Genomic DNA, 26,033 nt, shown 5'->3' on the forward strand with positions numbered 1-26,033 from the left:
CAATGTATTATGCAAAATCAAAACCAACTACCTTGACGATTAAAGAGCATACAGATGATGTGGTAGAGGCTGTTCGTGTTTTGAAAAAAGCTGTGGAATCTGATCTTATATTTTGTCCTAACCAATGGGAGCTGCTTGAAATAGCAGCTCTTTATCATGATATTGGTAAATACAGTACAGGATTTCAACAGCGCATTCAGCAAGCACTACAACTACCAATCAATCAACAAAACCAACTGCGTAACTACCCACATAATTATCTTTCTACGATGATGTTGCCATTAAAGTCACTTAGTAAAAAAGGATATCCGAAAAATGATTTAATCATTTTAACGTTAGCAATTGGTTATCATCATGAACGAAGTCAAGTTCCTCACCTAGATGAATTAAAGTCAATTTATGAAGAACAATTAGCACCTTATTTACAAGAGATTCAACAAGATTTTCAACAAGAAATTGGTCCACCAAACAGTGGTTTTTTGAAACACTTAATTAATCGTTCACTCATCTATCAACAATTAGAAAAGAAACAACTACACACCAACTATATTTTACTGAAAGGACTGTTACAAAAAACAGACCGTGCTGCCTCTGCTAAGTTGCCAGGCGAAGATATTACACATTATATTGAGCGCGCAACACACACGAATGTTGGTAAACAAACGGAAGCTTTTATTGTGGAAAAATACAATCAATTACGTCCACTTCAACTTTTTGTAAGTCAGCATAAAGATAAAAATATTATTTTAATTGCACAGACAGGGAGTGGTAAGACGGAAGCAGCGCTCATCTGGATTGATGCACAAAAAGGCTTTATTACATTACCGCTGCGAGTTAGTTTAAATGCATTATACTTGCGTGTAACAAATAAAGAAGGTATGAATTATCCGCATGTAGGTTTATTACATTCCACAGCACTAGATTATTTAATTCAGAGTGAGATGGACCATGAACAAACGTCGTATGAACAATTAGTTTTGCATACACAACATACCGAGAGACTAGCAGAAAAATTAACCTTCTCTACGGTTGATCAGTTATTCAAATTTCCACTATTGTATCAATCATTTGAAATTGAACTCGCTACGCTTGCGTATTCAAAAGTAGTAATTGATGAAATTCAAGCATATGATCCGAAAATTGTCGCAATTTTACTAAAAGGATTAAAAATGATTGATGAACTAGGTGGTAAATGGATGATTATGACAGCTACAATGCCAGCGATTTTTTTAGATAAAATGCAAGAGCTAGAGTTATTAGGCAAAAACACCGTTCAAGAAACGATTTTGTTGAGAGATGACCGAGATTCAAATCCTGAAGTACCAAGAAGACATTATGTCGAAGTGAGAAATCAATCCATACATGATTTTTTAGATGATATACAAGAAAAAGGTAGGAAATCCAAAGTATTGGTTGTCGTAAATACGGTAAAACAAGCTTTAGCACTTTATAAAGAATGCAAAAAGAATCAACAAATTCAAACGAATCTACTGCATTCACAATTTACACCATTACATCGTACAGCAAAAGAAAAAGAAATTTATAAATTTGCGCAGTTATCAAATGAAGAAGCAGGTGTATGGATTTGTACGCAAATTGTAGAGGCTTCTTTAGATGTAGATTTTGATTATTTATTTACAGAAGCTGCGACAGCAGATGCATTGTTCCAACGCTTCGGACGTTGTAATCGTGCAGGAAAGCGTTACAATGGGGGCGTTCCAAATGAGGCGAATATTTTTATTGCGGCTAATTTAGAAGAAGTGAGCGGGATTGACTATATTTATGAGAAAAAGATTGTTGAAAATAGTCTACAAGAATTGACTCAGTTGCCCTCACCATTAGTAGATGAGCAACAAAAAATTCAAATTGTAAAAGATGTATTTAGTCAAGAACAGTTAGAAGATACAAAATATTTACAAATATTCGAACAGACTTTTGAGGATTTAGAAGGGTTACGTCCATTTGAATTAAAAAAAGAAGAAGCTCAAAAAATTTTGAGAGATATTACAACAGTTCCGTTCGTCGCAGGGCAAAAAAATTATGAAAAAGTGATTGCATATATTGAACAATATAATGAAGCGAAAACATTGAAGCAATATAACCAAATGAAAAAAATTCAAATTGATATGGAACGATACTTGATTACAGTAAATCCGTATCGTTTAGAAAATCAAAAGAAAAACGAAAATTTTCAATTAAATAAATTTGCCTATCGAGATTTTGAACATATTTATTTTTCAACAGACGTATCTTATTCAAAAGAACAGGGATTAGACCTAGTGTTAGATGAGACAGTGGACAACTTTTTTTAAAGAGGTGAGTAAATGGATCAGACAGTAGGGGGTTTACATGTACAGTATTTTGCGGTTTGTAAGCGGAAGTTATGGTTATATAGTAAACAAATTGGATTTGAAACGGAACATGAAAAGGTAATAGAAGGAACTGTGTTACATGAAAATTCGTATAAAAGAAAAAAGAAAGAATATAACATTTCAAATCATGCAGTAGTAGATGTAGTAGATCAAGAGTATATTCAAGAAACTAAATTATCGAGTAAAATGCAAAAAGCAGATGAACTACAATTATTGTATTATTTATATTTATTGAAATTGAGAGGAATAGATAAAAAAGGAAGGATTGCTTATACAAAAGAAAAGAAAGTAATCGACGTAGAATTAACAGAAGAAAAGGAAAAAGAAATTAAGCGTATTTTAGCTGAAATTCATACCATTTTGGAAGAACCCTTTGCCCCTAAATTAAAAAAGAAACCATATTGTAAAAGTTGTGCATATTATGACTTTTGCTATGCATTAGAAGAGGAGTGATTCTATGCAACGTGATATTTATATGTTTGCAAATGGAACAGTTAAAAGAAAAGATAATACAATTTATTTAATTTCAGAAGATGAACAAAAAAGAGCATTACCAATTGAACAAATTGAAAACTTACACTTATTTGGAGAAGTGAATTTGAATACATCTTTTTTAAATTATGTAGGACAAAAAGATGTAGCTATTCATATCTATAACTATTATGGCTTTTATTCAGGTAGTTTCTTGCCACGCGAAAAAAAGGTATCTGGTTTAGTAACAGTAAATCAAAGCGCGCATTATTTACAACCAGAAAAAAGACTATATCTAGCAAAGGCTTTTATAGAATCGGCAGTATTTCATATGATTCGCTTTAATCGAAAAAAGCACAATCAAGATTCTTTATATGTAAAAGAAATTCAAAAATTACGTGAAGGAATTGGAAATGCGAAAAGTGTAGCGCAATTAATGGGATTAGAAGGTATGATGAGACAAAACTATTACCGAGCATTAGATGAACTAATTCCAAAAGAGTTTTCCTTTATGGAACGCACAAAACGTCCACCTAAAGATGCTTTTAATGCACTCATATCTTTTGGTAATACAATGATGTACACGACTATTCTAAGTGAAATTTATAAAACGCAACTGAATCCAACGATTAGTTATTTACATGAACCTTCCCAAAAACGCTTTTCATTATGTTTGGATTTAGCCGAAATTTTCAAACCTCTTTTTGTAGATCCTTTAATCGTTTCTCTTGTGAATACGAAACAGATTCAATTAGAACATTTTGATTTTGAAGAAGGTTTTGTCTACTTATCTGAACAAGGACGTAAAATCTTCATTCAAGCATTCGATAAAAAATTAAAAGATTCAATTCAGCATCGTCAATTGAAAAGAAAAGTAACCTATCGCTACTTTATTCGTTTAGAGTGTTACAAATTAATTAAGCATGTCATTGGTGATACAAGTTATAAACCGTTGAAAGCGTGGTGGTGAAATGTTTGTCATTATCACATACGATGTAAATGTAAAAAGAGTAGGGAAAGTTTGCAAAAAATTAAAGGAACATCTTACATGGACACAAAATTCTGTATTTGAAGGAGAAATTACAAAAACACAATTTTTAAAGTGTAAACAAGCAATCGAGTCTATTATTGACCCTGCACAAGATAGCTTATATTATTATGTGGTAGAAAATCCACGACATATAAAAAAAGAATTATTTGGATATGAAAAAGGAGATATGGATTTATTTTTTTAATTGGTGCATTCTGGTATAATATTAGCAAATGCGAATGAAGTGTTGATATATTAGTGTTTGTGATATTGTTTTAAGAATGTTACTTTACACGACTAGAGGTTCACTGCAAAACCGCTCTTAAAAACATTGGTATTATCATGTTTTGGGTCGGTATTTTATCTGAACATAGAGGGATTTAAAGTTGCTTGTATCAATTGCTGATGATGTGAATGTTCTTATTTTATCTGAACATAGAGGGATTTAAAGCGCCATTCGTTCGCGCACTCGCCTAATTCCACCAGATTTTATCTGAACATAGAGGGATTTAAAGTCTAAATAGTGAAAAATTTAAAGAAATAATTGGGGATTTTATCTGAACATAGAGGGATTTAAAGAAAATCGATGGTGGTGTGAAAGTTGTAATGAATACATTTTATCTGAACATAGAGGGATTTAAAGCTAGAAGAAGTAGTAAAAGAATTACAACGAGATAAATTTTATCTGAACATAGAGGGATTTAAAGGCAGGAAGTTCATCCGTTTCGTATTCTACATAACCATTTTATCTGAACATAGAGGGATTTAAAGGGTGCTGTTTGTTTAACGATGTTACCTGAAGTATCAATTTTATCTGAACATAGAGGGATTTAAAGCCAATAACGCGTCGACTTCGATTTTGCCGTCTTTTACGAATTTTATCTGAACATAGAGGGATTTAAAGAGCAGAAAATACAGAAGAAAACGGTCTAAGAGTGCTTGTATTTTATCTGAACATAGAGGGATTTAAAGTTAGGGCTGGGCAATTGCCCAGTCTTTTTTTATTAGATTTTATCTGAACATAGAGGGATTTAAAGGAGCAATATGGTGATTTTATACAATCACTTACTGCCATTTTATCTGAACATAGAGGGATTTAAAGGTAAATGTGATGATAGTCTAAATTATGGACACAGTAAATTGGGAGTTTATAAAGTATAATAGTCTCAATAATTTACTAGGAGTGTCTAAAATGACCAATCGAAAAAGTTACGACAAAGAATTCAAATTAGAGGCAGTACAGTTAGTTGAAAGTGGCAAGAGAGTTGCGGAAGTTGCACGTGAGCTAGACCTTGCGGAACAAACGTTACACAACTGGGTTAGAAAATTTGGTAAAGATGGAGAAGCTGCTTTTGTTGGTAGCGGAAATTTAAAACCAGAGGACAAGGCAAATAAAGAGTTACAAAAAAGAATCCGTGATCTAGAAGAGGAAAATGCCATCTTAAAAAAGGCTATGAGCATCTTTGCAAAAGACCAGAAGTAATTTATGACTTTATTCAACAGCACCGACACGAATACCGTGTGGCAAAGATGTGCGAAGTATTAGGTGTTTCAAGAAGTGGTTACTATGAGTGGCTGAACCGCCCAAAAAGTAAGCAAAAAGAGCGTAAAGAAAAGTTAACAAGCCAAATAAAACGAGTGTATTTAGATTCCAGAAGAAATTATGGTAGTCCTAAAATCACAAAACAATTGAATTCGGAAGGAGTCCATGTATCACAAAAAACAGTATCGAGAATTATGAAAAATGAAGGAATACGTTCAAAAACAGTGAAAAAATACAAAGCGACGACGAATTCAAAACATAATCTACCAATCTATTCGAATCTATTAGACCAGCAATTCAAAGTAGACCGACCTGGGAAAGTATGGGTAGCGGATATTACGTATATATGGACAAGTGAAGGATGGTTGTATCTAGCGACAATTATGGAGCTGTTTTCAAGGAGAATTATCGGATGGGCGATGGATGCGAGGATGACAAAAGAGTTAGTGATTCTTGCCTTAAAACGGGCAATTAGAGCTCAATCTCCAACTTCTGGACTTATTCATCACTCTGATCGTGGGAGCCAGTATGCATCGAAGGAATACCAACAAGTATTACGAACTAACGGAATCATCACAAGCATGAGCAGAAAAGGAAACTGTTACGATAATGCATGTATTGAGTCGTTTCATAGCGTGATCAAACGAGAACTAGTTTTTCACGAAAAGTATAAAACGAGAGATCAAGCCAAGAAAAGTATCATTGAATACATCGTTAGTTTCTATAACTACAAACGGATCCACTCATATACAAATTATATGTCGCCAGTTGCATACGAAAAGCAATATTTCGAAGTTTTACAGAAAGCTAGAGTCATATAATCTACCCCTTTTAACCTCACAAATAATTTAAGGGTTACGCCCCTTAAATTATTTGTGAGGCGAGCAAGCGATAGCGCGATAGATTCAGAGCGAAATCTCAATTTCCTCTGTCCATTTTCTTGACATAGTATCAGATTCAATTGAATAAAGATTCATTTTATCTGAACATAGAGGGATTTAAAGTTCGAATTCAATGCAATATCGGGATTAGCATTTTGATTTTATCTGAACATAGAGGGATTTAAAGATCAGACCAGTGTTAGACGTGAGTGTAAACTTGGTGTATTTTATCTGAACATAGAGGGATTTAAAGGTTGCAACACTTTCGATAACTGCATTCTCAACGCCATTTTATCTGAACATAGAGGGATTTAAAGGAAATACCAAACCCGATTGAAGCGATTAAGGAAAATGATTTTATCTGAACATAGAGGGATTTAAAGATATTCGACAGTATTTACATATATTCGACAAATATAATTTTATCTGAACATAGAGGGATTTAAAGTTTGAAAAGTTGAAACTGTTTTATTTTGAATTACCTATTTTATCTGAACATAGAGGGATTTAAAGTGATTTAATTGTGAATGATAAAGTAGATGTTTCTAATTTTATCTGAACATAGAGGGATTTAAAGTTTTATTATGTATTAATTTATATATAGCCGATTGAAAATTTTATCTGAACATAGAGGGATTTAAAGCTATATTGTCGTGTCGGACACTCGTGGGTAAAGAAATATTTTATCTGAACATAGAGGGATTTAAAGTGTGATAAGAGATTGTAAGCTTGTGATGATGTAATACATTTTATCTGAACATAGAGGGATTTAAAGTCTTTTTTGTACTGACGATTTACAGCAAGTGTGAAAATTTTATCTGAACATAGAGGGATTTAAAGTTTGCCATAAGACCGTCCAACGCTGCTGTTGCAAGATTTTATCTGAACATAGAGGGATTTAAAGTTTGAATAGATGCCATTAACTGTATTTGAGTGTTTAATTTTATCTGAACATAGAGGGATTTAAAGGTGAACGGTGACAACTAATTGCATAAGCTAATGAGATTTTATCTGAACATAGAGGGATTTAAAGAAATGTTAAAAGCGTTGTGAAGTTTTCTGCTTTGTCTGCATTTTATCTGAACATAGAGGGATTTAAAGTTTTTTCGTTCGGTGGTTGAGCGTATGGACCACCAGCATTTTATCTGAACATAGAGGGATTTAAAGGCGCTAATGGAAAAATTTTTGTCTTTTTAATACTCATTTTATCTGAACATAGAGGGATTTAAAGAATGGTACACAACTTATTCTAGTAGGTGATATTGGATTTTATCTGAACATAGAGGGATTTAAAGTTAAGTATGACTAAACGTATTGGTGAGTTAGCAAACTATTTTATCTGAACATAGAGGGATTTAAAGATCTGTTGATAGAATAGGCTTATTAAAGGTTACTATAAATTTTATCTGAACATAGAGGGATTTAAAGTTTTAGAGTTAGCGCTATATCATTGTTTATGTGTTTACATTTTATCTGAACATAGAGGGATTTAAAGTGCTCATCGCCGTTGGAATCGATACCGCCGATATACATTTTATCTGAACATAGAGGGATTTAAAGAGTTCTGATTGTACTTGTGATCCGATAATATCTTCATTTTATCTGAACATAGAGGGATTTAAAGCGTGTTGAGGATCAACCACCAGCACCACGAAAACAGCGATTTTATCTGAACATAGAGGGATTTAAAGTTACTCATATTGCGCCTCGGTATCGTCGAGATCTGTATTTTATCTGAACATAGAGGGATTTAAAGGATTGAGAAATACAACGTAATGTCGACGCCGGTACTCATTTTATCTGAACATAGAGGGATTTAAAGACAGCTACGCAAAGGAATTCAACAGAACCAAGAAAATTTTATCTGAACATAGAGGGATTTAAAGAATGGTGTTTCAATCGTTTTACGCGATGGATTTTCAATTTTATCTGAACATAGAGGGATTTAAAGTTATTTCAGTTCTATGTAGAGATTAATAATTTTAAAATTTTATCTGAACATAGAGGGATTTAAAGACTATCGGAGTTAATAAAAATCCAGTTTGGCAAGAATTTTATCTGAACATAGAGGGATTTAAAGAACGTTTAACAGAATTCTGGTTACGCTTTACCGCGACATTTTATCTGAACATAGAGGGATTTAAAGTGCAATACCTTAATACCGTTAATCGAATTGGACGAAAATTTTATCTGAACATAGAGGGATTTAAAGGATAAATACGATGCGTTTGCATCTGAGGGATATTATATTTTATCTGAACATAGAGGGATTTAAAGTTGCCTTCCACAACGTTCGCAATTTGTTTAATTTCATTTTATCTGAACATAGAGGGATTTAAAGACGACTTAATACATCACAGTGAATTACAATAGCGTTATTTTATCTGAACATAGAGGGATTTAAAGTGATATGACTGACTTTTTAACGATTGGGTTACGGAAGATTTTATCTGAACATAGAGGGATTTAAAGTTCTCATACATCTGATATATTCCAAAGTATTACCTAATTTTATCTGAACATAGAGGGATTTAAAGTCAACAGCTTCAGAATCAACTTTAAAGCCACATGATATTTTATCTGAACATAGAGGGATTTAAAGTCTTTTTTGTTGCAGCCGAAGTTTCGGAAGAACGGATTTTATCTGAACATAGAGGGATTTAAAGTTTTTATAGTTTTTTAGGTCAATATGTCAGATAAAATTTTATCTGAACATAGAGGGATTTAAAGTGATAATCAAGTGACACACCATCTGACTTTTTGATAAAATTTTATCTGAACATAGAGGGATTTAAAGTTAAAAATGATTTTCGAGCCATTCGGAAAACGTATTATTTTATCTGAACATAGAGGGATTTAAAGTATTTTTTCTAATATGCTTTTTTACGATTCGAAACAATTTTATCTGAACATAGAGGGATTTAAAGGTAGTAAAAGCGCACTTAGAAGCACAACAAGCGCATTTTATCTGAACATAGAGGGATTTAAAGGTGGCTTTCTGTCGATTGGCTTATATAAATCATCAATGATTTTATCTGAACATAGAGGGATTTAAAGTTCGATTTTGTAAGACCGATTACTTTCACTACATCACCATTTTATCTGAACATAGAGGGATTTAAAACACTCTTTATGAGTAAGTGGATTGAAATATATCATTCACTCATGCTAACGTAATTCTTTCCGCTTCACCAAAACAAGCAGGTAAATCAATACGATTTACCTGCTTGTTTATTACATACTCATATGAAGTTTTTTCATCTCCACTACATCTCGTCATATAGTGGTTTTTTTGAGTTGTTCGAGCTGTGTATGGAGATTGCTTGCGATGGCGCTGTGCGTGTGTGTATTTAGCCAGTCGCACCAAGCGATACCTGCTTCATATAACGCCTCCACCCATACATTCATTTCTGCTTCCACTGTTTGTTCGTCGATTGTGCAGCGAATCGTACGTGCACGTTGTTTTTCCATCTTGATCATAACCGGTGTATTTGGAAAATATCTTTCTGCTGTGCCATGTGCTACACATTCAGCAAAACCATCTACAATATATTGCCAGAGTGTATGCAATTCATCGGGTACATGTTCGGTTGAGAGGTGTTTGGTAGCTGTTTGAATGGTGAGAAAGCCTTCAGCATTTGAAAAGCCACCCTGTAAACGGACATGCTGCGTTTGATGAAGCAGTTGTGGTTGATTTTCTTCATCATAGACATATGTTTGGATCTGGATTCCCTGTACCTCCTACACGAGCGTGGTTTGTCGTTTCATCTTCTCCCATAATTGTACACGACTACGCGGGTAATCGGCGAGGTTCTGAATGCCTAGTTCTTTCGCTACTTCAAAGAGTAGCGGGCGTTCTAAGTGTGCTGCTTGTAAAATCGCCTGTTCTTCAAAGAGGGCGACAGGATTCCCCATATACGTCATCTGTCCGTCTTGCATAACGAGTACGAGGTCAGCCCATTCATATGCGAAGTCTACGTCGTGTGTCGATAAAATAATCGTCCGTTCTTCCGTATGAAAGTCATTTAAATGTTTCATAATTTGAGTGGCATAGTAGCGGTCGAGTCCTGCAGATGGTTCATCTAAAATTAAAATATGGGGTTCCATTGCGAGAACACCTGCAATCGCCACGCGTTTTTTCTGTCCCAAACTTAAAAAGTGAATGGGCTTTTTTCGTAATGATTCGAGTTCAAGTTGCGTAATTACGTGTTCAACCTGTGCATGTATTTTGTCAGAAGACCAGCCGAGGTTGGTCGGGCCAAATGCGATGTCTTGTTCAACCGTTCCAGAGAAGAGCTGTGCGTCTGGATCTTGAAAGACGATACCGACCTGTCCACGTAATGCTTGAAGTCCTTTTCGGTTATATTGATAGGGCATATTATGCATAAAAATTGTCCCAGTCGTTGGTTGAAATAAGCCATTCAGATGTTTAAATAGTGTGGATTTTCCCGCACCATTATTGCCAAGTAGTGCAATTTTTTTCCCTTGCGGTAACGTGAATGATAGGTCGTGTAATGCGATTGTACCGTCAGGATATTGGTACGATACATGGTCAAATGTAATCATAAATAAAAACCTCCTAGATAAACTGCGCCGAGTAGGCATAAACTAACGCCAATACCAAGCCAGTTTCTGCGTTCGGTTTGGTACGTTACATAATGGCTTGAAATATCTTCGTTGTAGCAACGAGAAGCCATCGCCTCATGAAGTTGTTTTGAACGTCGAAAAACATCTTTAAACATGGCCGTCACTAAATAACCGACAGATTGAAACCAGCGGCGCTTTTTTTGATAACCAAGACGGGATTGCTGGGCTTCATAAATGGCCTGCATACTTTGTAAAAAGACAAAAATAAAGCGATATGTGAGTTCACATAGTTCAATAAAAATAATCGGTATTTTTAATTGACGCATCGCATATGTGATGGCACTAATCGGCGTTGTGAGCGCAATAAAATAAAGACAACTAATACTTGCGAGCACCGAGAAAAAAAGGTGAAACGCTGTATCGACACTCGCTTTTCCGATAAAAAGTTGAACACTTCCAAATGACATACTCCAATAGTGAGGGGGAAGTGTGGCCGTTGTAAATGAAATAAGAATCGAAAAAATACTTGTCAGCAAAAAGAAACCCGGCAAAAGAAGTAATTTACAATAGAGTGATAATGGTATTTTAGCGGCAAATAAAATAAAAGTACTCATTACGAAAAACGTAATGAGTGAAATAAGTACATCCTTTGTGATGACAGCGAATAGCAAAAAACTCAGTGCCAATACCATCTTCTCTAAAGGATGTACGTTGCTTAAACGATTCGTATAAGCATATTGATCAATTGGAATCATGCGAAACCTTTTCTTTTTTCGTACGACCACGCATTAAACCGAAGAAGTAGCCGATAAAACCTGCACCAATTGCCGCTTGTAGTGCAAATAATAAACTTTCGATTTCGCCACTTGGTGGTTCCCAAATGCTCGAGAACCATGGTTCATAGCTTTTGTCGATTTCAGTAATGGCTGCTTCTGCTTCACCATCCGCACCGCCAAATTCAGCACCCTTTTGAATAAATAAAGGGAAGATGGCAAGGGCGATGACGATGAAAAGGAAGAATAGATTCTTTTTCATTATTCAGCTGCCTCCTTTTTCTTCGTGAAAATATTTAACATACGCAACTCTGCAACATTGTATTTTCGTAAGAAGTTCATAACAATGACCGTTAATAAACCTTCACTAATCGCAAGTGGAATTTGTGTGAATGAGAAAATACTTGCGAATTTTGCGAATGAAGCAAGCATGCCACCCGCTTCAGAAGGGAAGGCAAGTGCTAATTGGAATGATGTAATTGTATATGTACCGAGATCACCAAGCATTGCGGCTAAAAAGACAGCAACGGAGAATGACCAACCTGCTTTTTGAGCGCCTTTGAATACATACCATGCGATAATTGGACCAGCAACTGCCATTGAGAAGGCATTCGCGCCAAGTGTTGTAAGTCCGCCATGTGCAAGTAGTAGTGCTTGGAATAGTAACACGATTGAACCGACAACACTCATCGCCAGTGGTCCGAATAATACAGTACCTAAGCCGACACCTGTTGGATGTGAACAACTACCTGTAACAGATGGAATTTTTAACGCGGATAAGACGAAAGCGAAAGCCCCAGATAATCCAAGCATCATCTTCGTTTCAGGATGTTCTTTTACAGTTTTTCGAATCGAACGAATCCCCATAATGATGAATGGTAGGGAGATCGCCCACCAAAAAATCGCCCACTCAATCGGTAAAAAGCCTTCCATAATGTGCATCGCATTCGCACGATTTGGCACGATTAAGAGAATGGGTAAAAAATAAACTAGCTTTAATAATTTCTTCAACACGTTCAAACGTCCTCCTTTTTCTTTGAGAATGTGCACAAAAAAACCTATTCTATAATATAGAATAGGTTAAAAAAGACATAGCAAAAAAAGCTGTCTTTCATACGCCTATCCTCGTAGGGTGAAATCAATCTTCGGTGGCAGGTCTCCTGGCTTCGCCTCATCATGTATGAACACCTTCCCGTTCATTGAACAGTGGCATATCGTTCATACACTCCGCTTCACAGTTGCGGGACAGCATCGGATTTACACCGATTTCCCTTTTAAGTAAGTTCATCAAAAACTTACACCATCGAATCGTTAAAATTATTTGATATTTCTAAAAAAGCTTATCATAAAACGCTAAATTTTGACAATACGTATTTTTTTTAACAAAAATTTTTTAAGTGAAAATTCTGGATAAATGCAGAGATTTCAGTGTTTTTTCAAGGTGAATAAACTTTAATAATATTTTATCAAAATGAATTTTCAGAAAAGTGTCTTGAAAGTTAGACAAATTATGGTTATGATTATAACCAAGATTTTGAAATTACATATAACGATTGTATTTTAGGAGTGCCTATTATTTTTTAGGTTAAAAGGGAAAATGGTGAGATGCCATTACAGCCCCCGCTACTGTATAAGTGTCGAAACAGTCAGATCCATTGGCGAATTGCTGAGAAGGGACTGCGTTCGGATACACTTGAGTCAGGAAACCTGCTTCTAAAATCGGACAAACTTTTCGGTGGGAAGAGATTTGGACAAACTAGTAGTTGGGCTACGCTTATTTCGCTATGCCAATTTTTAGGATGTTCAACCTCTATTCGCCTAGAATAGAGGTTTTTTGTTTGCGCAAAAGCGGATCGTTCGGATACATACGAGGGGGATGTTAGAGATGACAACTTGGAATTTGAATGGTGTGCAATCACACGTATTAATTTGTAATGGTAGTAGCTGCATGCGTAAAGAGGGAGAAGAAATTACACAAAAAATTCGTGCGGAAATTACAGCGCGTAACTTGGATGAGCAGATTCATACATCACGTACACGTTGTAATGGACGTTGTAAAGATGCATGTGTCGTTGTGCACTATCCAAAAGGCGATTGGTATAGCATTACGTCGGAAGAAGAAGCGACACGTTTTGTAGCGCAACTTGCAGGCGAGCAAAAAACGGTTGTACCGCGTATTACATTTGAAAATGGCACGTTCGTTCGTAATGAAGATACACCAGCGATTAAGGGGATTTCAAAAGTGAAGGAGGAAGTTTAATGACACAACAAGGAAAATTGTATGTCGTTGGCTTCGGTCCTGGAGACTTTCAGCATATTACGAATCGTGCAGTAGAGGTATTAAAATCATGTGACGTTGTCATCGGTTATAAAACTTATGTCGATTTGATTCAAGATTTAATTACAGCGACAGCCGTAATTAGTACAGGGATGACAGAAGAAGTGTCGCGTGCGCAAGAAGCAGTAAGACAAGCAGAGGCAGGTAAGTCCGTTGCCGTAATTTCAAGTGGCGATGCAGGTGTGTATGGTATGGCAGGGCTTGTGTACGAAGTGTTAATTGAACAAGGTTGGACGGAGAAAACAGGTGTACCGATTGAGATTGTACCAGGGATTTCAGCTATTAATTCATGTGCATCACTACTAGGCGCACCCGTCATGCATGATGCTTGTACGATTAGTTTGAGTGACCATTTAACACCATGGGATTTAATTGCAAAACGAATTGAAGCAGCTGCGATGGCAGACTTCGTTATTGCGTTTTACAATCCAAAAAGTGGTCGCCGTACACGTCAAATTGCGGAAGCGCAGCGCATTTTACTGATGTATCGTCATCCAGATACGCCTGTAGGTCTAGTGAAAAGTGCTTATCGTGAGACACAACAAATTCAGATGACGACATTACAAGATATGTTGGAACACGATATTGGGATGTTGACGACTGTTGTTATCGGGAATTCGTCGACATTCATGTATGACGGGAAGATGATTACACCGCGTGGTTATCAGCGTAAATATACACTTGGTGAAGAAAAACAACCGTTAAAGCCGCATCAGCGTTTGAAAAAAGAAGCAGAACCATGGGCGATGGATCAGGAAACAGGAAAGTCATACGCGCCGCAAGCGATTGCTACAGTGGAGCCGAAAAAGCCTGAAGTAGATACTCTAGCACTTGCAGAGGAAGCGCTTGGCTATCTTGGTGGAACCGTTGTTGAACCGAAACAATATGTTCACCAGAAGATGGAGGCAATTTTCGAGTTTGCGGTCAGCCCAGGCGTAGCGAATAAGAAGATTACACCACAGCAAATGCTTGTGTTAGCCGAAGTAGTGGGTGAAAAAGGTTCGATGGAATATACGCCAGACCATGAATTTATTCTTCGTATTCCAACCACATCACCTGAACGTATTACCGATCGTTTACGAGAAGTCGGTCTCATAATCGCACCGGTTGGCGATGTTGTGAAAATGAAGGCATGTGATTTCTGTGATGGTGAAAAAGCCGATGCGATTCCATATGCCGATGCTTTGCAAGAGGCATTTGGTGGAATGAGCCTACCGAAAACATTAAATATTGGTTTTAATGGCTGCGGAATGGCTTGTTATAAAGCAGTGATGGATGATATCGGAATTGTTTACCGAAAAGGTGCATTCGATGTCTTTATCGGCGCAAAACCTGTCGGACGTACGGCGCACCCAGGTCAACCTGTAGTTGAAGGACTAGACAAAGAACAATTAGTACCTCTTGTAGAATCAATTATTCAAGAATATAAAGCAAATGCGCATCCGAATGAGCGCTTATTCAAATATTTTAAACGTGTGAAGAAGATTGGAAACTTTATTTATCAAGATCTCACACCAAAAATCAAAATTGCCCCTGCACCTTGTGGGGATTAGGAGTGTTGAAGATGAAAACAGCAGTATTAATCGTCGGTCATGGTAGTCGTCTACCAGCAGGAAATGAAGAAGTACGTCAATTTGCAAAGCGTATTGAAGCGCAATTACCAGAACAATTATTAGTGGAAACATGTTTTTTAGAATTTGAAAGTCCAAATATTGCACAGGGAATGAAGGCGTGTGTCGAGCGCGGCGCACAAAAAATTATTACCATTCCAATTATGCTTTTACAAGCAGGGCATTCAAAAATTCATATTCCAATGGCGATTGATGAGGCGAAAGAATTGTATCCGCATGTATCGATTACATATGGTCGTCCATTAGGCATTCACCCAAGTTTAATTGATATTTTAGAGTACCGTTTAGCAGAGAGTGGTTTTGTAAAAGACGAACAAGATGAAGATACGACGGTCTTATTAGTAGCACGCGGCGGTAGTGACTTAGATTCAAATAGTGATGTTTATAAAATCGCGCGCTTATTATCAGAGCAAATTGGTGTGCGTAATGTGGAGCCTGCGTTTATGGGTGTGACCTATCCAACAGTGGATGAGGGGATTATGCGTTGTGAAAAATTAGGTGCGAAAAAAGTATATATGCTACCGTACTTCTTATTTACAGGTATCTTAATGGAGCGTATGACGGATTGGAAAGCGCGCTATGATACGGAATACGATATGGATATTACATTATGCGAATACTTTGGCTACCATTCATTACTTGAAAAAGTGGTGATTGAGCGTATTGAAGAAGCATTAGCTGGCGATGTGAAAATGAACTGCGATACATGTACATATCGTATTAATGCATCTGAATTTGTCGACCATCATCACCATCACGACCATGATCATGGGCATCACCACCATCATCACGATCATGACCACAGTCATGACCATGCGCACGACCATAAGGAAGTGCATCAATAATGTTTTTTCTAGCAGGAACGAGTGATGCGCGTGCGCTAGCTGTTCGACTGAATAACCATCACGATGTTTTAGCAACAGTAGTGACAGATTCAGCGGCTGCGAGTTTGCAAGCAGAGGGAATTGCGACACATGTGGGGCGCTTAACAGCAGAAGAAATGGCTGAAAAAGTGACAGCACGCGGTGATCAAATCATTGTCGATGCAAGTCATCCCTATGCAGAAGAAGCATCAAAAAATGCACAACAAGCGGCACAGTTAGCAGGTGTCCCGTATTGTCGCTACGAACGGATGTCTGAAGATTATGAAAACGACTTAATTACAGTTGTTGAAACATATGAAGAAGCAGCGCTTGAAGCGAAAAAGCGTAAAGGGAATGTGATGTTGCTGACGGGGAGTAAGACGCTACAAATTTTCACGAAGCATTTACTTGGTGAAGAAGGCATTACATTAATCGCACGCATGTTACCGCGTATTGACAATATGGAAAAATGCGAAGCACTTGGTTTACCGCAAAAGCAAATTATTGCGATGCAAGGACCATTTACAGCAGAGCTAAATACGGCGTTATATAAACAATACGATACGACATTGATGGTTACAAAAGAGAGCGGGAAGGTTGGTTCGGTTGATGAGAAAATCACGACAGCTTTAGCACTTGGAATTGAAGTGATTTTGATTGCACGTCCGAAAATCGATTATCCGAATATGTTCCGTAACTTTGATGATATTGAGCAATTTATAGGAGGCATTTGATCATGACAAATGAGCAACAGGAAAAAGAATTATTTATTAATACAGACAACTTTAATACGGATTTCACACCGTTAACAGTAGAGCCGAACCGTATTTATGAATATAGTTTTGAAACGATTTTAGAAGAATATGGTCCACATGACTATTCAGAAGATGAGTGGTCAATCATTCGTCGTATCGTGCATGCATCAGCCGATTTTGAATTAGGAAAAAGTGTCATTATTCATCCAGATGCGATTCGTGCAGGCATTGAATCGATTCGTGCTGGGCGTCCTGTCATTGCGGATGTACAGATGATTCAAAGTGGCTCAGGTCGTAAACGATTCCAAAAACATGGTGGCGACTTGTATTGTCATATTGCAGACGAAGATGTATCGAAAATGGCGAAGGAACATAATACGACGCGTGCGATTATTTCGATGCAAAAAGCAGCGCGCTTACATGAAGGTGGTATTTATGCAATTGGGAACGCACCAACTGCACTACTTGAACTAATTCGCCTCATTCGTGAAGGAATTGCAAAGCCCGATTTAATCATTGGTATGCCGGTTGGTTTCGTGTCAGCAGCTGAATCAAAAGAGGAATTATCGAAAGTGACAGAAGTGCCTTTTATTACGAATTTAGGTCGTAAAGGCGGTAGTACGGTAACCGTTGCGGCACTAAATGCAATCTCGATTTTAGCTGATCGCCAAGACTAATGGAAAAGAAGAAGAAAAAAGATCCGAAAGATATGCGCCATGGTTATACGACAGGCGCATGTGCCACTGCAACAACGAAAGCAGCTCTAATTGCTTTACTTTCGGGTGAAGAACAAGAATCGGTGACGATTTTTTTACCGGTTGGAAAATATGCCACATTTACGATGGAGCATACCGTACGAGAAGGAGAGGCTGTTCGTTGTGGCACGATTAAAGATGCAGGAGATGATCCTGATGTGACGCATTTAGCACTGATTGAATCGACTGTATCTTTTATTGAAGGTGATGCCATCGTTTTAGATGGTGGTGTCGGTGTAGGACGTGTAACAAAACCAGGGCTTCCTGTACCTGTTGGAGAAGCAGCGATTAATCCTGTGCCGCGAAAAATGTTAGAGGAAGTTGTGAAAGAGACACTCGAACATTTCGGCGTGAAGCGAGGTGTGAAAGTCGTCATCTCGGTTCCAGCTGGTGAGGAGTTGGCGAAAAAGACATTGAATGGTCGCTTGGGAATTGTCGGTGGTATTTCCATCTTAGGAACGAGAGGAACCGTTGTACCGTTTTCAAGTGCAGCTTATATGGCGAGTATTGCTGAAGCTGTTAGTGTTGCACATGCAGCAGGACAAAAACATTTGATTTTAACGACAGGTGGACGGAGTGAGCGCTATGCGATGGCGCTTTTTCCTGATTTAGCTGAAGAATGTTTTATTGAGATGGGTGATTTTGTCGGTCATGCATTGAAGCACTGTAAAATACACGATATTCCGCAAGTGACATTGGTCGGTATGATGGGGAAATTCTCAAAAGTGGCACAAGGCGTGATGATGGTTCACTCGAAAAGCGCGCCAATTAACTTTGAGTTTTTAGCAGACCTTGCAGCAGAGAGTGGTGTACCGCCCGCATTACAAGAAGAAGTGAGGCACGCGAATACGGCTTCGCAAGTAGGCGAGATTATGCTAGAACATGGCTATCAAGCCTTTTTCGATCGTCTTTGCATGGCATGTTGTCATGCGTCGATTCAACATGTGAAAGGAAACATCAATGTGAGTACCTACATTTATTCAATGAAGGGTGAGCAATTAGGAAGGGCTGAACAAATTGACAGCATCGATTAAATTAATCGGGATTGGTGATGGGGGAAAAGCTACCTTAAACCAACAAACAACTGAATGGATTGAACAAAGTGATGTATTAGTCGCAGGTGAGCGTGTTCTTGCCTTTTTCGATACATATGAAGGACAAAAAATCGTCATTAAAGGCGGTTTAAAACAAGTTGTGGAACAGATTCAAGCAGCTACAGGTAACATTGTCGTACTAGCTTCAGGCGACCCTCTTTTTTACGGAATTGGGCAATATCTTTCGAACAAAATGCCATTAGAGATTTATCCGCATGTGAGTTCTGTTCAACTTGCATTTGCACGTTGTCAAACGAGCTGGCAAGATGCAAAAGTGATTAGCTTGCATGGTCGTTCAATAAAAGGTCTTGCTCAAAAGATGAATGGTGAAAAGAAAGTGGCGCTTTTAACAGATGACGTGAATTCACCGAATGCCATTGCACAGTATTTACTTGATTTTGGCTTCCATGAATATCGTGCTTTTGTCGCTGAAAATTTAGAAGGTGTGGAGGAACGCTGTCGTCATTTCACATTAGATGAGATGAAAGAAGCAGCGTTTTCGCCACTGAATGTGGTCATTTTAATCGCACAGGAAACACCGCATGTATGGCCGCTTGGTATTGAAGATGAGGAATTTTCACAGCGCAAGCCAGATAAAGGGCTGATTACGAAAAAAGAGATTCGTGTGTTATCCATTCAACAATTAAATGTGAAGCCAGATTCGATTATTTGGGATATTGGTACATGCACAGGTTCGATGGCGATTGAAGCAGGACGTATTGCAAAAGAAGGAGCAGTCTATGCGATTGAGAAGAATGAACCTGATTTAGCAAACTGTCTTGAAAATCAGAAGAAATTTCGCGTAGATGTGACGGCAATTCATGGGAAAGCACCTGAGCGTTTAGACGAATTTCCGAATCCAGATGCGGTCTTTTTAGGCGGTACAGGCGGAAATATTCGTGATTTATTGACGATTTGTTCAGAACGCTTAAATGAAGGTGGGCGCATCGTTTTAAATGCGACAACAATTGAAAATTTAGCAAAGGCCGTTGAGATTTTTAAAGAATTGGGTCTACACGTACATATTATCCAAGCGCAAATCGCACGTAGTAAGCCGATTTTGGATATGACACGTTTTGTTCCACTCAATCCAATCTTTATTATTACAGCGAGCAAGGGGGAAAATTAAGATGGCAACATTGTTCGGCTTAGGGGTAGGTCCAGGAGATCCAGAATTAATTACAGTGAAAGCTTTTCGTGTGATGAAAGAGTCACCTGTCATTGCCTATCCAAAGAAAATGAAGGGCAAAAAAAGTTACGCACAGCGCATTGTTGATGTCTATGTGAATGGCATGGATAAGGAGATGCTTGGGCTTGTGTTCCCTATGACAAAACATCAGGAAACACTAGACCGCGAATGGAATAAAGCAGTTGATGAAGTATATGCGCGTATTGCGGAAGGAAAAGACGTAGCATTCGTAACAGAGGGCGACCCAATGCTCTTTAGTACGTTCATTCACTTGATGACATTGATGCAAGAACGTCATCCAGATGTCGACATTCAAATGGTTCCAGGGATTTCATCATTTAATGCCTCTGCTTCAAGATTAGGTATTCCACTTGGTGAAGGAGACGACCATATTGCGATGATTCCAGCAGTTGATGATTATGATGCGATGCGTCGCGCGATTGAAAATCATGATGCCATCGTCTTTATTAAAGTGGCAAAAGTAATTGATTTAATGCTTCAAGTGTTACGTGATTTAGACTTATTAGACCGCGCACATGTGGTCACAAAAGTAACGTCCGATGAAGAAATCATTTGGAAAACATCTGAACTTGATGGTGTCGAGCTTGAATATCTTACATTAATGGTGGTGCGTAAATAATGAAAAAAATTTATATTGTGGGCGCAGGTCCGGGAGATCCTGATTTAGTAACAGTAAAAGGATTACATATTATTCAAACAGCTGATGTTGTGATGTATACAGATTCTTTAGTGAATCAAGAGTTAATTGCGAAGGCTAAGCCAGAAGCGGAAGTTGTGAAAACAGCAGGTATGCATTTAGATGAGATGGTGCAAGCGATTGTTGACCGTGTAAATGAAGGAAAAGTAGTAGCGCGTGTTCATACAGGCGATCCAGCGATGTACGGTGCAACCATGGAACAGATGGCGATTTTACAACAACATGATATTACATGCGAAATTATTCCGGGTGTGAGTTCTGTATTTGCATCTGCTGCTGCAGTAGGAGCCGAGTTAACAATTCCTGATTTAACACAGACACTGATTTTAACGCGTGCAGAAGGACGTACTCCTGTACCTGAATTTGAAAAATTACGTGATTTAGCAAGTCACCATTGTACGATTGCACTATTTTTAAGTGCGACATTAACGAAGAAAATCGTGCGTGAATTACAAGATGCAGGTTGGTCGGATGATACGCCAATCGCAGTAGTGCAACGTGCGACATGGCCAGACCAAAAGATTGTACGTACAACATTAGTGAATTTAGATGAAGCAATGCGTACGAACGGAATTCGTAAACAAGCAATGATTTTAGCGGGTTGGGCATTAGACCCACATATTCATGAAAAAGATTATCGTTCGAAATTATATGATAAAACATTTACACATGGTTTCCGTAAAGCGGTGACAGAGTAATGGTGATCGAGTTACGTGACGATGTATTAGCGCCAATTGAAGTGAAGCATCCGTATGCGATTGTCGCAATTACTAAGCATGGTGTGGAGATTAGTCGTAAACTACACGCGGCATTGCCAAACACAGATGTCTATTATATGAGTAAGTTTGAACGTGGTGATGAGCGCGCGCATAATGTTCAATTATTTAGTGGTAGCGTGCGTATGTTATTCCCAGCATTATTTAAGCATTATCAAGGTATTATCACCATTATCTCACTCGGTGCAGTCGTACGCATGATTGCACCTGTGTTAGTCGACAAAAAAGTCGATCCAGCTGTCGTTGTGATTGATGACCGCGGTGAGAATGTCATCAGCATGTTATCAGGGCATCTTGGCGGTGCAAATGCTCTGACGCATACGGTAGCAGAAGCTCTACAAGCGAATGCGATTATTACAACAGCATCCGATGTTCAAAAGACCATTCCAGTCGATTTATTCGGTGCGAAATTTGGCTGGCAGTGGGATTCTGATACACATTTGACACCTGTATCGGCTTCAGTTGTCAATGAGGAACATGTGGCAATTGTACAAGAGACAGGTGAAAAAGATTGGTGGATGCATGATACACCGATGCCGACGAATCTAAAACAATATGACACGATTGCAGAAGCGATGGATGCAAAACCACAAGCAGCACTCGTAATTACACATCGCCTCTTACAACCAGATGAACTGATTGAAAATGCGGTCGTCTATCGTCCGAAATCATTAGTTATTGGTATGGGTTGCAATCGTGGTACATCAACAGAAGAAGTAGAGCAAGTCATTCAAGAAACATTACAAGAACTCGGTTTATCCATCAAAAGCGTGAAGGCACTTGTGACATTTGAACTAAAAAAAGATGAGCCTTGCTTCCATGATGTTACGTCAAAATATGATTGGGAATTTAAGTGGTATTCAAAAGGCGAGTTGAATGCAGAACAAGTGACAGCACCTTCGGATACGGTCTTTAAATATACAGGTGTTTACGGAGTAAGTGAACCAGCTGTACGTCGTTATAGTGGGAACAGTGAACTATTATTAGTGAAGAAAAAATCAGGAAATACAACCATTTCGGTTGCGGAAATTGTTTATGAGGATGTGAGAGAATGAATCGTTTTGTCATCGCAGGGACGAATAGTGGTGTAGGAAAAACAACACTTACGATTGGTTTAATGGCAGCATTACAAAAAAGAGGTTTAACGGTACAGGGATTTAAATGTGGTCCCGACTATATTGACCCATCATTCCACCAAGCTGTAACAGGTAGAACATCGCGTAATATTGATAGTTTCATGTTTGAAGAAGACGTTGTAAAAGACATCGTCATGCGTGCAACTGCATCAAGTGATGTCGCGATTATTGAAGGTGTTATGGGATTTTACGATGGGAAAAATCCATTGTCAGACGTGGGTTCAACAGCGGACATTGCAGCGATTACAGAATCGCCTGTTATACTCGTTGTGAACTGCGCTGCGATGGCAAGAAGTGCAGCAGCAATTGTGAAGGGATTCCAACTTCTATCAAACCAACCGAAGATTGTTGCGGTCATTGCGAACCAAGTGGGAAGTGCGAGTCATTTTCAAATTGTGAAAACAGCAATCGAAGCAGAATGTCGCATACCGGTCATTGGCTATATGAAGAAACAGCCTGATTTACATATGCCAAGTCGCCATCTAGGGCTAATTCCTGCTTTAGAACGTGGTGAGATGCAAGATTATTTTGATCAATTAGCTACGCTTGTAGAAGAAACGATTGATCTCGATCAATTATTAGATGTAACGAAGGCCGCGCCATTAGCTGTAACATCTTCTGTTTTTACAAAGCAAACCGAACAGACTTGTACTATCGCAGTTGCAAAAGATGCAGCATTCAACTTTTACTATGAAGAAAATTTAGAGCTTTTACAGGCAAATGGAGCCAAGCTCGTTTATTTTTCACCTTTAGCAGATGAGGAAGTGCCAGTAGAAGCAGATGGTTTATATATTGGCGGGGGCTTTCCAGAAGAATTTGCGGAGAAACTTTCAAAGAATGAACGCGCAAAACAATCCATTCAATCATTCATTGCTTCAAAACGCCCAACTTTTGCTGAATGTGGTGGCTTTATGTACTTAACGGAAGCGATTGAAACATTGGACGGAGAACGTTTTGACATGGTCGGTGCCATTCCAGGATGTACGAAGATGCAAGGAAAACGTGTGGCGCTCGGTTACCGAGAAATCTATGGTAAAAAAGATAACTTTTTAATTAAAGAAGGTATGGTTGCAAAAGGACATGAATTCCACTATTCAACATATGAAGGGGAAAGTGAAAACCATGCATATGATACGAAGGGGAAATTCAAAGCAAAAGGCGAAGGTTATTTACGTGACAAGATCGTTGCAGGCTATACACATTTTCACTTCGCGTCAAATCCAGCAGTAGCAGCACGCTTTGTTAGTGCATGCTCGGAAAGGAAGGTCTTATGTACGGAAAAGTCTATTTAGTAGGTGCGGGGCCTGGCGATTTAAAGTTAATTACCGTAAAAGGGCTGGAATGTGTACAGGAAGCAGATGTCATTGCATATGACCGATTAGTAAATAAAGAGTTATTGAAATATGCTAAACCAGGTGCTGAATTGATTTATTGTGGTAAAGAACCTGGTCGTCATCATTTTATTCAAGAAGAAATTCATGCATTACTCGTTGAAAAGGCGAAAGAGGGAAAAGTAGTAACCCGTTTAAAAGGCGGTGATCCATTCGTATTCGGACGAGGAGCAGAGGAAGCGCTTGTACTAAGACAAGAACAAATTCCATATGAAGTCGTTCCAGGTATTACAGCGGGAATTGCAGCGCCAGCTTATGCAGGAATCTCAGTGACACATCGTGAAATGGCATCAAGTTTTGCGATTATAACAGGGCATGGGCGTGATTCAAAAGGACAAGATACGATTCAGTGGGAACATATCGCAACAGGTATTGATACACTTGCTTTTTATATGGGTGTCGGGAATTTACGTTATATTTCCGAACAGCTAATAAAGCATGGTCGACCTGCTACAACACCGGTTGCCATTATCGAAAAAGGTACAACAGCTGAACAGCGTACGATTGTATCCACATTGGAATGTATTGCAGATGAAGCAGTCGAACAAAATATTAAAAATCCAGCGATGGTGCTCATTGGTGAAGTAGCAAGCTTACATGAAACACTCGCATGGGTAGAGGAGGAACAACAATATGTCAGTCATTCAGTCTATTAAAGAAAGACGTGCGATTCGAAATTATACAACACAACCTGTAGAACGTGAAAAAATCGAACAATTAATTGAAGTAGGAACATATGCACCAACGGATCGTTTGCGTGAACCATGGCATTTTTATGTTTTTGGTGAAGAAAAGAAACAAGCATATGAACAACTAGCAACAACATACTTAGAAGAACGTTTTCCAACAAAGCCACATTTAGTTGAAAGCTCACTAAAAGTCGTGCGTACAACACCGGTTGTCATCGTTGTGACATCGAAGGCTGTTAAAGGCGATGCAGATGCGACAACGGACGACCTTTGTGCAACAAGCTGTGCCATCCAAAATATGTGGTTAGCGGCATCTGAGCTTGGTCTTGGGTTTGTATGGCGTACACGTGGTGTCGGTCTTGTGCATGATGAACGTTTACATACATTTATTGAAGCTTCGTCTGATGAACGAATCATCGGGACGATTTTTATCGGTTATCCAGAAGGTGATATACCAGAACCGACAAAACGCACACCAGCTAAAGAAAAGACGACGTGGTTATAATGGCAAGACAGGGATTATTCTTACTCTATACAGGTGATGGCAAAGGGAAGACAACTGCCTCTTTAGGTGTGACATTACGTGCGATTGGTCGTGGATTAAGCGTTACGTATTTACAATTCATTAAAAATCCAGACCGTACATATGGCGAAAAGCTCGCTTTAGCGAAGCTGGGTGTTGAGATGAAGCAGATGGGCATTGGTTTCACATGGACGAAAACACCAGAAGAACATCGCGACGCACTGAAAAAAGCATGGGCTTTGACAAAAGAGAAGCTACAAGATGATACAATTGATGTACTCGTATTAGATGAATTAAATAATGCACTCGCAATTGACCGTTTTCCGATTGATGACGTACTACCACTTGAAGAAGTCGTCGAAGCGATTCAAAATCGTCCGAAAACGATGCATCTTGTCGTAACAGGGCGCAGTGCAAAGCAACCATTAATTGATTTAGCTGATCTTGTATCTACAATTGAACCAACAAAACATTATTATGATGAAGGTATTCCAGCAGTGAAAGGACTTGAATTTTAA

24 protein-coding genes, 2 CRISPR repeat arrays and 2 riboswitches are annotated in these 26,033 nt (G+C 38.3%); of the genes, 19 read left to right on the forward strand and 5 right to left on the reverse strand.

Translation table 11 applies throughout. The features are described from left to right. The first annotated feature begins 2 nt into the window (after positions 1–2). From cas3 to MHB75_RS03725, 5 genes are all read left to right on the forward strand, one after another. Entirely contained in the window at positions 3–2,312 is a 2,310-nt protein-coding gene (gene cas3, locus MHB75_RS03705) for a CRISPR-associated helicase Cas3' (protein WP_340995984.1), read from the forward strand. A 12-nt stretch (positions 2,313–2,324) separates the two neighbouring features. Beyond that, the gene (gene cas4 / locus MHB75_RS03710; protein WP_068453961.1) at positions 2,325–2,825 is read left to right on the forward strand and encodes a CRISPR-associated protein Cas4; all 501 of its coding nucleotides are present in this window, start codon (positions 2,325–2,327) and stop codon (positions 2,823–2,825) included. 4 nt (positions 2,826–2,829) lie between these two features. Beyond that, complete coding sequence (gene cas1b / locus MHB75_RS03715) at positions 2,830–3,813, forward strand: type I-B CRISPR-associated endonuclease Cas1b (RefSeq protein ID WP_068453959.1); 984 nt, start codon at positions 2,830–2,832, stop codon at positions 3,811–3,813. Between the two features lies 1 nt (position 3,814). After that, positions 3,815–4,078, forward strand: a complete 264-nt coding sequence (cas2, locus tag MHB75_RS03720; protein WP_068453957.1) for a CRISPR-associated endonuclease Cas2 — start codon at positions 3,815–3,817, stop codon at positions 4,076–4,078. A 152-nt stretch (positions 4,079–4,230) separates the two neighbouring features. Next, a CRISPR array of direct repeats spans positions 4,231–4,975; the repeat unit is 29 nt; unit sequence ATTTTATCTGAACATAGAGGGATTTAAAG. Positions 4,976–5,065: 90 nt separating this feature from the next. Continuing rightward, positions 5,066–6,237, forward strand: a protein-coding gene (locus tag MHB75_RS03725; RefSeq protein WP_340995027.1) for an IS3 family transposase whose coding sequence is annotated in 2 segments (ribosomal slippage) — positions 5,066–5,327 and positions 5,327–6,237 — 1,173 coding nt in all. Because the reading frame shifts where the segments join, the coding sequence is not laid out codon by codon here. Between the two features lie 154 nt (positions 6,238–6,391). Continuing rightward, positions 6,392–9,421: direct repeats of the CRISPR family, unit length 29 nt; unit sequence ATTTTATCTGAACATAGAGGGATTTAAAG. A 152-nt stretch (positions 9,422–9,573) separates the two neighbouring features. Here the strand turns inward: MHB75_RS03725 and MHB75_RS03730 are convergent. The 5 genes from MHB75_RS03730 to MHB75_RS03750 form a co-directional block, all read right to left on the reverse strand. After that, positions 9,574–9,867, reverse strand: coding sequence for a hypothetical protein (locus tag MHB75_RS03730; RefSeq protein WP_340995986.1), 294 nt, complete (start codon positions 9,865–9,867; stop codon positions 9,574–9,576). Between the two features lie 171 nt (positions 9,868–10,038). Further along, positions 10,039–10,863, reverse strand: a complete 825-nt coding sequence (locus MHB75_RS03735) for an energy-coupling factor ABC transporter ATP-binding protein (protein WP_340995987.1) — start codon at positions 10,861–10,863, stop codon at positions 10,039–10,041. Continuing rightward, a complete protein-coding gene (gene cbiQ / locus MHB75_RS03740; protein WP_285216232.1) occupies positions 10,860–11,639 on the reverse strand; it encodes a cobalt ECF transporter T component CbiQ in 780 nt (259 codons plus the stop codon). The genes MHB75_RS03735 and cbiQ overlap by 4 nt, the downstream gene beginning before the upstream one ends. Further along, positions 11,626–11,919, reverse strand: a complete 294-nt coding sequence (locus MHB75_RS03745; protein ID WP_068453946.1) for an energy-coupling factor ABC transporter substrate-binding protein — start codon at positions 11,917–11,919, stop codon at positions 11,626–11,628. The genes cbiQ and MHB75_RS03745 overlap by 14 nt, the downstream gene beginning before the upstream one ends. Next, positions 11,919–12,599, reverse strand: a complete 681-nt coding sequence (locus tag MHB75_RS03750; protein ID WP_087682538.1) for an energy-coupling factor ABC transporter permease — start codon at positions 12,597–12,599, stop codon at positions 11,919–11,921. The genes MHB75_RS03745 and MHB75_RS03750 overlap by 1 nt, the downstream gene beginning before the upstream one ends. A gap of 191 nt (positions 12,600–12,790) precedes the next feature. Continuing rightward, positions 12,791–12,977, reverse strand: a riboswitch (cobalamin riboswitch). Between the two features lie 227 nt (positions 12,978–13,204). After that, a riboswitch (cobalamin riboswitch) is annotated at positions 13,205–13,386 on the forward strand. Between the two features lie 156 nt (positions 13,387–13,542). On the opposite strand from MHB75_RS03750, the gene MHB75_RS03755 reads away from it, so the two are divergent. Genes MHB75_RS03755 through MHB75_RS03820 form a run of 14 tightly spaced genes read left to right on the forward strand, consistent with a single transcriptional unit; the run spans position 13,543 to position 26,033 of the window. Continuing rightward, positions 13,543–13,917 (forward strand): (2Fe-2S) ferredoxin domain-containing protein, encoded by a 375-nt coding sequence (locus MHB75_RS03755; protein WP_340995989.1) that lies wholly within the window; start codon positions 13,543–13,545, stop codon positions 13,915–13,917. Next, positions 13,917–15,548, forward strand: a complete 1,632-nt coding sequence (gene cobJ, locus MHB75_RS03760) for a precorrin-3B C(17)-methyltransferase (protein ID WP_141274408.1) — start codon at positions 13,917–13,919, stop codon at positions 15,546–15,548. The genes MHB75_RS03755 and cobJ overlap by 1 nt, the downstream gene beginning before the upstream one ends. Positions 15,549–15,559: 11 nt before the next feature. Further along, positions 15,560–16,471 (forward strand): sirohydrochlorin chelatase, encoded by a 912-nt coding sequence (locus MHB75_RS03765; protein ID WP_340995990.1) that lies wholly within the window; start codon positions 15,560–15,562, stop codon positions 16,469–16,471. Further along, positions 16,468–17,223 carry a precorrin-6A reductase gene (gene cobK, locus MHB75_RS03770; RefSeq protein WP_340998549.1) on the forward strand — a complete coding sequence of 252 codons (756 nt, stop codon included), beginning with the start codon at positions 16,468–16,470 and terminating at the stop codon, positions 17,221–17,223. Before MHB75_RS03765 ends, cobK begins: the two co-directional genes overlap by 4 nt. A 2-nt stretch (positions 17,224–17,225) precedes the next feature. Beyond that, a complete protein-coding gene (locus tag MHB75_RS03775) occupies positions 17,226–17,921 on the forward strand; it encodes a precorrin-8X methylmutase (protein WP_068453937.1) in 696 nt (231 codons plus the stop codon). After that, entirely contained in the window at positions 17,921–19,033 is a 1,113-nt protein-coding gene (locus MHB75_RS03780) for a cobalt-precorrin-5B (C(1))-methyltransferase (RefSeq protein WP_121176835.1), read from the forward strand. The genes MHB75_RS03775 and MHB75_RS03780 overlap by 1 nt, the downstream gene beginning before the upstream one ends. Beyond that, entirely contained in the window at positions 19,017–20,222 is a 1,206-nt protein-coding gene (cbiE, locus tag MHB75_RS03785) for a precorrin-6y C5,15-methyltransferase (decarboxylating) subunit CbiE (RefSeq protein ID WP_340995993.1), read from the forward strand. The genes MHB75_RS03780 and cbiE overlap by 17 nt, the downstream gene beginning before the upstream one ends. 1 nt (position 20,223) lies before the next feature. Continuing rightward, complete coding sequence (cobI, locus tag MHB75_RS03790; RefSeq protein WP_082701434.1) at positions 20,224–20,922, forward strand: precorrin-2 C(20)-methyltransferase; 699 nt, start codon at positions 20,224–20,226, stop codon at positions 20,920–20,922. Continuing rightward, positions 20,922–21,698 (forward strand): precorrin-4 C(11)-methyltransferase, encoded by a 777-nt coding sequence (cobM, locus tag MHB75_RS03795; RefSeq protein ID WP_068453932.1) that lies wholly within the window; start codon positions 20,922–20,924, stop codon positions 21,696–21,698. The genes cobI and cobM overlap by 1 nt, the downstream gene beginning before the upstream one ends. After that, entirely contained in the window at positions 21,698–22,831 is a 1,134-nt protein-coding gene (locus tag MHB75_RS03800) for a cobalt-precorrin 5A hydrolase (RefSeq protein WP_340995994.1), read from the forward strand. Before cobM ends, MHB75_RS03800 begins: the two co-directional genes overlap by 1 nt. Next, positions 22,828–24,204 carry a cobyrinate a,c-diamide synthase gene (locus tag MHB75_RS03805; RefSeq protein ID WP_340995995.1) on the forward strand — a complete coding sequence of 459 codons (1,377 nt, stop codon included), beginning with the start codon at positions 22,828–22,830 and terminating at the stop codon, positions 24,202–24,204. Before MHB75_RS03800 ends, MHB75_RS03805 begins: the two co-directional genes overlap by 4 nt. After that, entirely contained in the window at positions 24,183–24,959 is a 777-nt protein-coding gene (gene cobA, locus MHB75_RS03810; protein ID WP_087682528.1) for a uroporphyrinogen-III C-methyltransferase, read from the forward strand. Before MHB75_RS03805 ends, cobA begins: the two co-directional genes overlap by 22 nt. Further along, positions 24,937–25,497, forward strand: a complete 561-nt coding sequence (locus MHB75_RS03815; protein ID WP_340995997.1) for a nitroreductase family protein — start codon at positions 24,937–24,939, stop codon at positions 25,495–25,497. The genes cobA and MHB75_RS03815 overlap by 23 nt, the downstream gene beginning before the upstream one ends. Then, entirely contained in the window at positions 25,497–26,033 is a 537-nt protein-coding gene (locus MHB75_RS03820; RefSeq protein ID WP_340995999.1) for a cob(I)yrinic acid a,c-diamide adenosyltransferase, read from the forward strand. The genes MHB75_RS03815 and MHB75_RS03820 overlap by 1 nt, the downstream gene beginning before the upstream one ends.

Source organism: Kurthia sp. FSL E2-0154 (genome assembly GCF_038003625.1).
Lineage (GTDB): Bacteria > Bacillota > Bacilli > Bacillales_A > Planococcaceae > Kurthia > Kurthia gibsonii.

Bases quoted from the DNA above. Each gene is read 5' to 3' on its own strand.
- cas3 (WP_340995984.1), top strand. From the start codon at position 3: ATGTATTATGCAAAATCAAAACCAACTACCTTGACGATTAAAGAGCAT.
- cas4 (WP_068453961.1), top strand. From the start codon at position 2,325: ATGGATCAGACAGTAGGGGGTTTACATGTACAGTATTTTGCGGTTTGT.
- cas1b (WP_068453959.1), top strand. From the start codon at position 2,830: ATGCAACGTGATATTTATATGTTTGCAAATGGAACAGTTAAAAGAAAA.
- cas2 (WP_068453957.1), top strand. From the start codon at position 3,815: ATGTTTGTCATTATCACATACGATGTAAATGTAAAAAGAGTAGGGAAA.
- MHB75_RS03735 (WP_340995987.1), bottom strand. From the start codon at position 10,863: ATGATTACATTTGACCATGTATCGTACCAATATCCTGACGGTACAATC.
- cbiQ (WP_285216232.1), bottom strand. From the start codon at position 11,639: ATGATTCCAATTGATCAATATGCTTATACGAATCGTTTAAGCAACGTA.
- MHB75_RS03745 (WP_068453946.1), bottom strand. From the start codon at position 11,919: ATGAAAAAGAATCTATTCTTCCTTTTCATCGTCATCGCCCTTGCCATC.
- MHB75_RS03750 (WP_087682538.1), bottom strand. From the start codon at position 12,599: ATGCACATTATGGAAGGCTTTTTACCGATTGAGTGGGCGATTTTTTGG.
- MHB75_RS03755 (WP_340995989.1), top strand. From the start codon at position 13,543: ATGACAACTTGGAATTTGAATGGTGTGCAATCACACGTATTAATTTGT.
- cobJ (WP_141274408.1), top strand. From the start codon at position 13,917: ATGACACAACAAGGAAAATTGTATGTCGTTGGCTTCGGTCCTGGAGAC.
- MHB75_RS03765 (WP_340995990.1), top strand. From the start codon at position 15,560: ATGAAAACAGCAGTATTAATCGTCGGTCATGGTAGTCGTCTACCAGCA.
- MHB75_RS03775 (WP_068453937.1), top strand. From the start codon at position 17,226: ATGACAAATGAGCAACAGGAAAAAGAATTATTTATTAATACAGACAAC.
- MHB75_RS03780 (WP_121176835.1), top strand. From the start codon at position 17,921: ATGGAAAAGAAGAAGAAAAAAGATCCGAAAGATATGCGCCATGGTTAT.
- cobI (WP_082701434.1), top strand. From the start codon at position 20,224: ATGGCAACATTGTTCGGCTTAGGGGTAGGTCCAGGAGATCCAGAATTA.
- cobM (WP_068453932.1), top strand. From the start codon at position 20,922: ATGAAAAAAATTTATATTGTGGGCGCAGGTCCGGGAGATCCTGATTTA.
- MHB75_RS03800 (WP_340995994.1), top strand. From the start codon at position 21,698: ATGGTGATCGAGTTACGTGACGATGTATTAGCGCCAATTGAAGTGAAG.
- MHB75_RS03805 (WP_340995995.1), top strand. From the start codon at position 22,828: ATGAATCGTTTTGTCATCGCAGGGACGAATAGTGGTGTAGGAAAAACA.
- cobA (WP_087682528.1), top strand. From the start codon at position 24,183: ATGTACGGAAAAGTCTATTTAGTAGGTGCGGGGCCTGGCGATTTAAAG.
- MHB75_RS03815 (WP_340995997.1), top strand. From the start codon at position 24,937: ATGTCAGTCATTCAGTCTATTAAAGAAAGACGTGCGATTCGAAATTAT.
- MHB75_RS03820 (WP_340995999.1), top strand. From the start codon at position 25,497: ATGGCAAGACAGGGATTATTCTTACTCTATACAGGTGATGGCAAAGGG.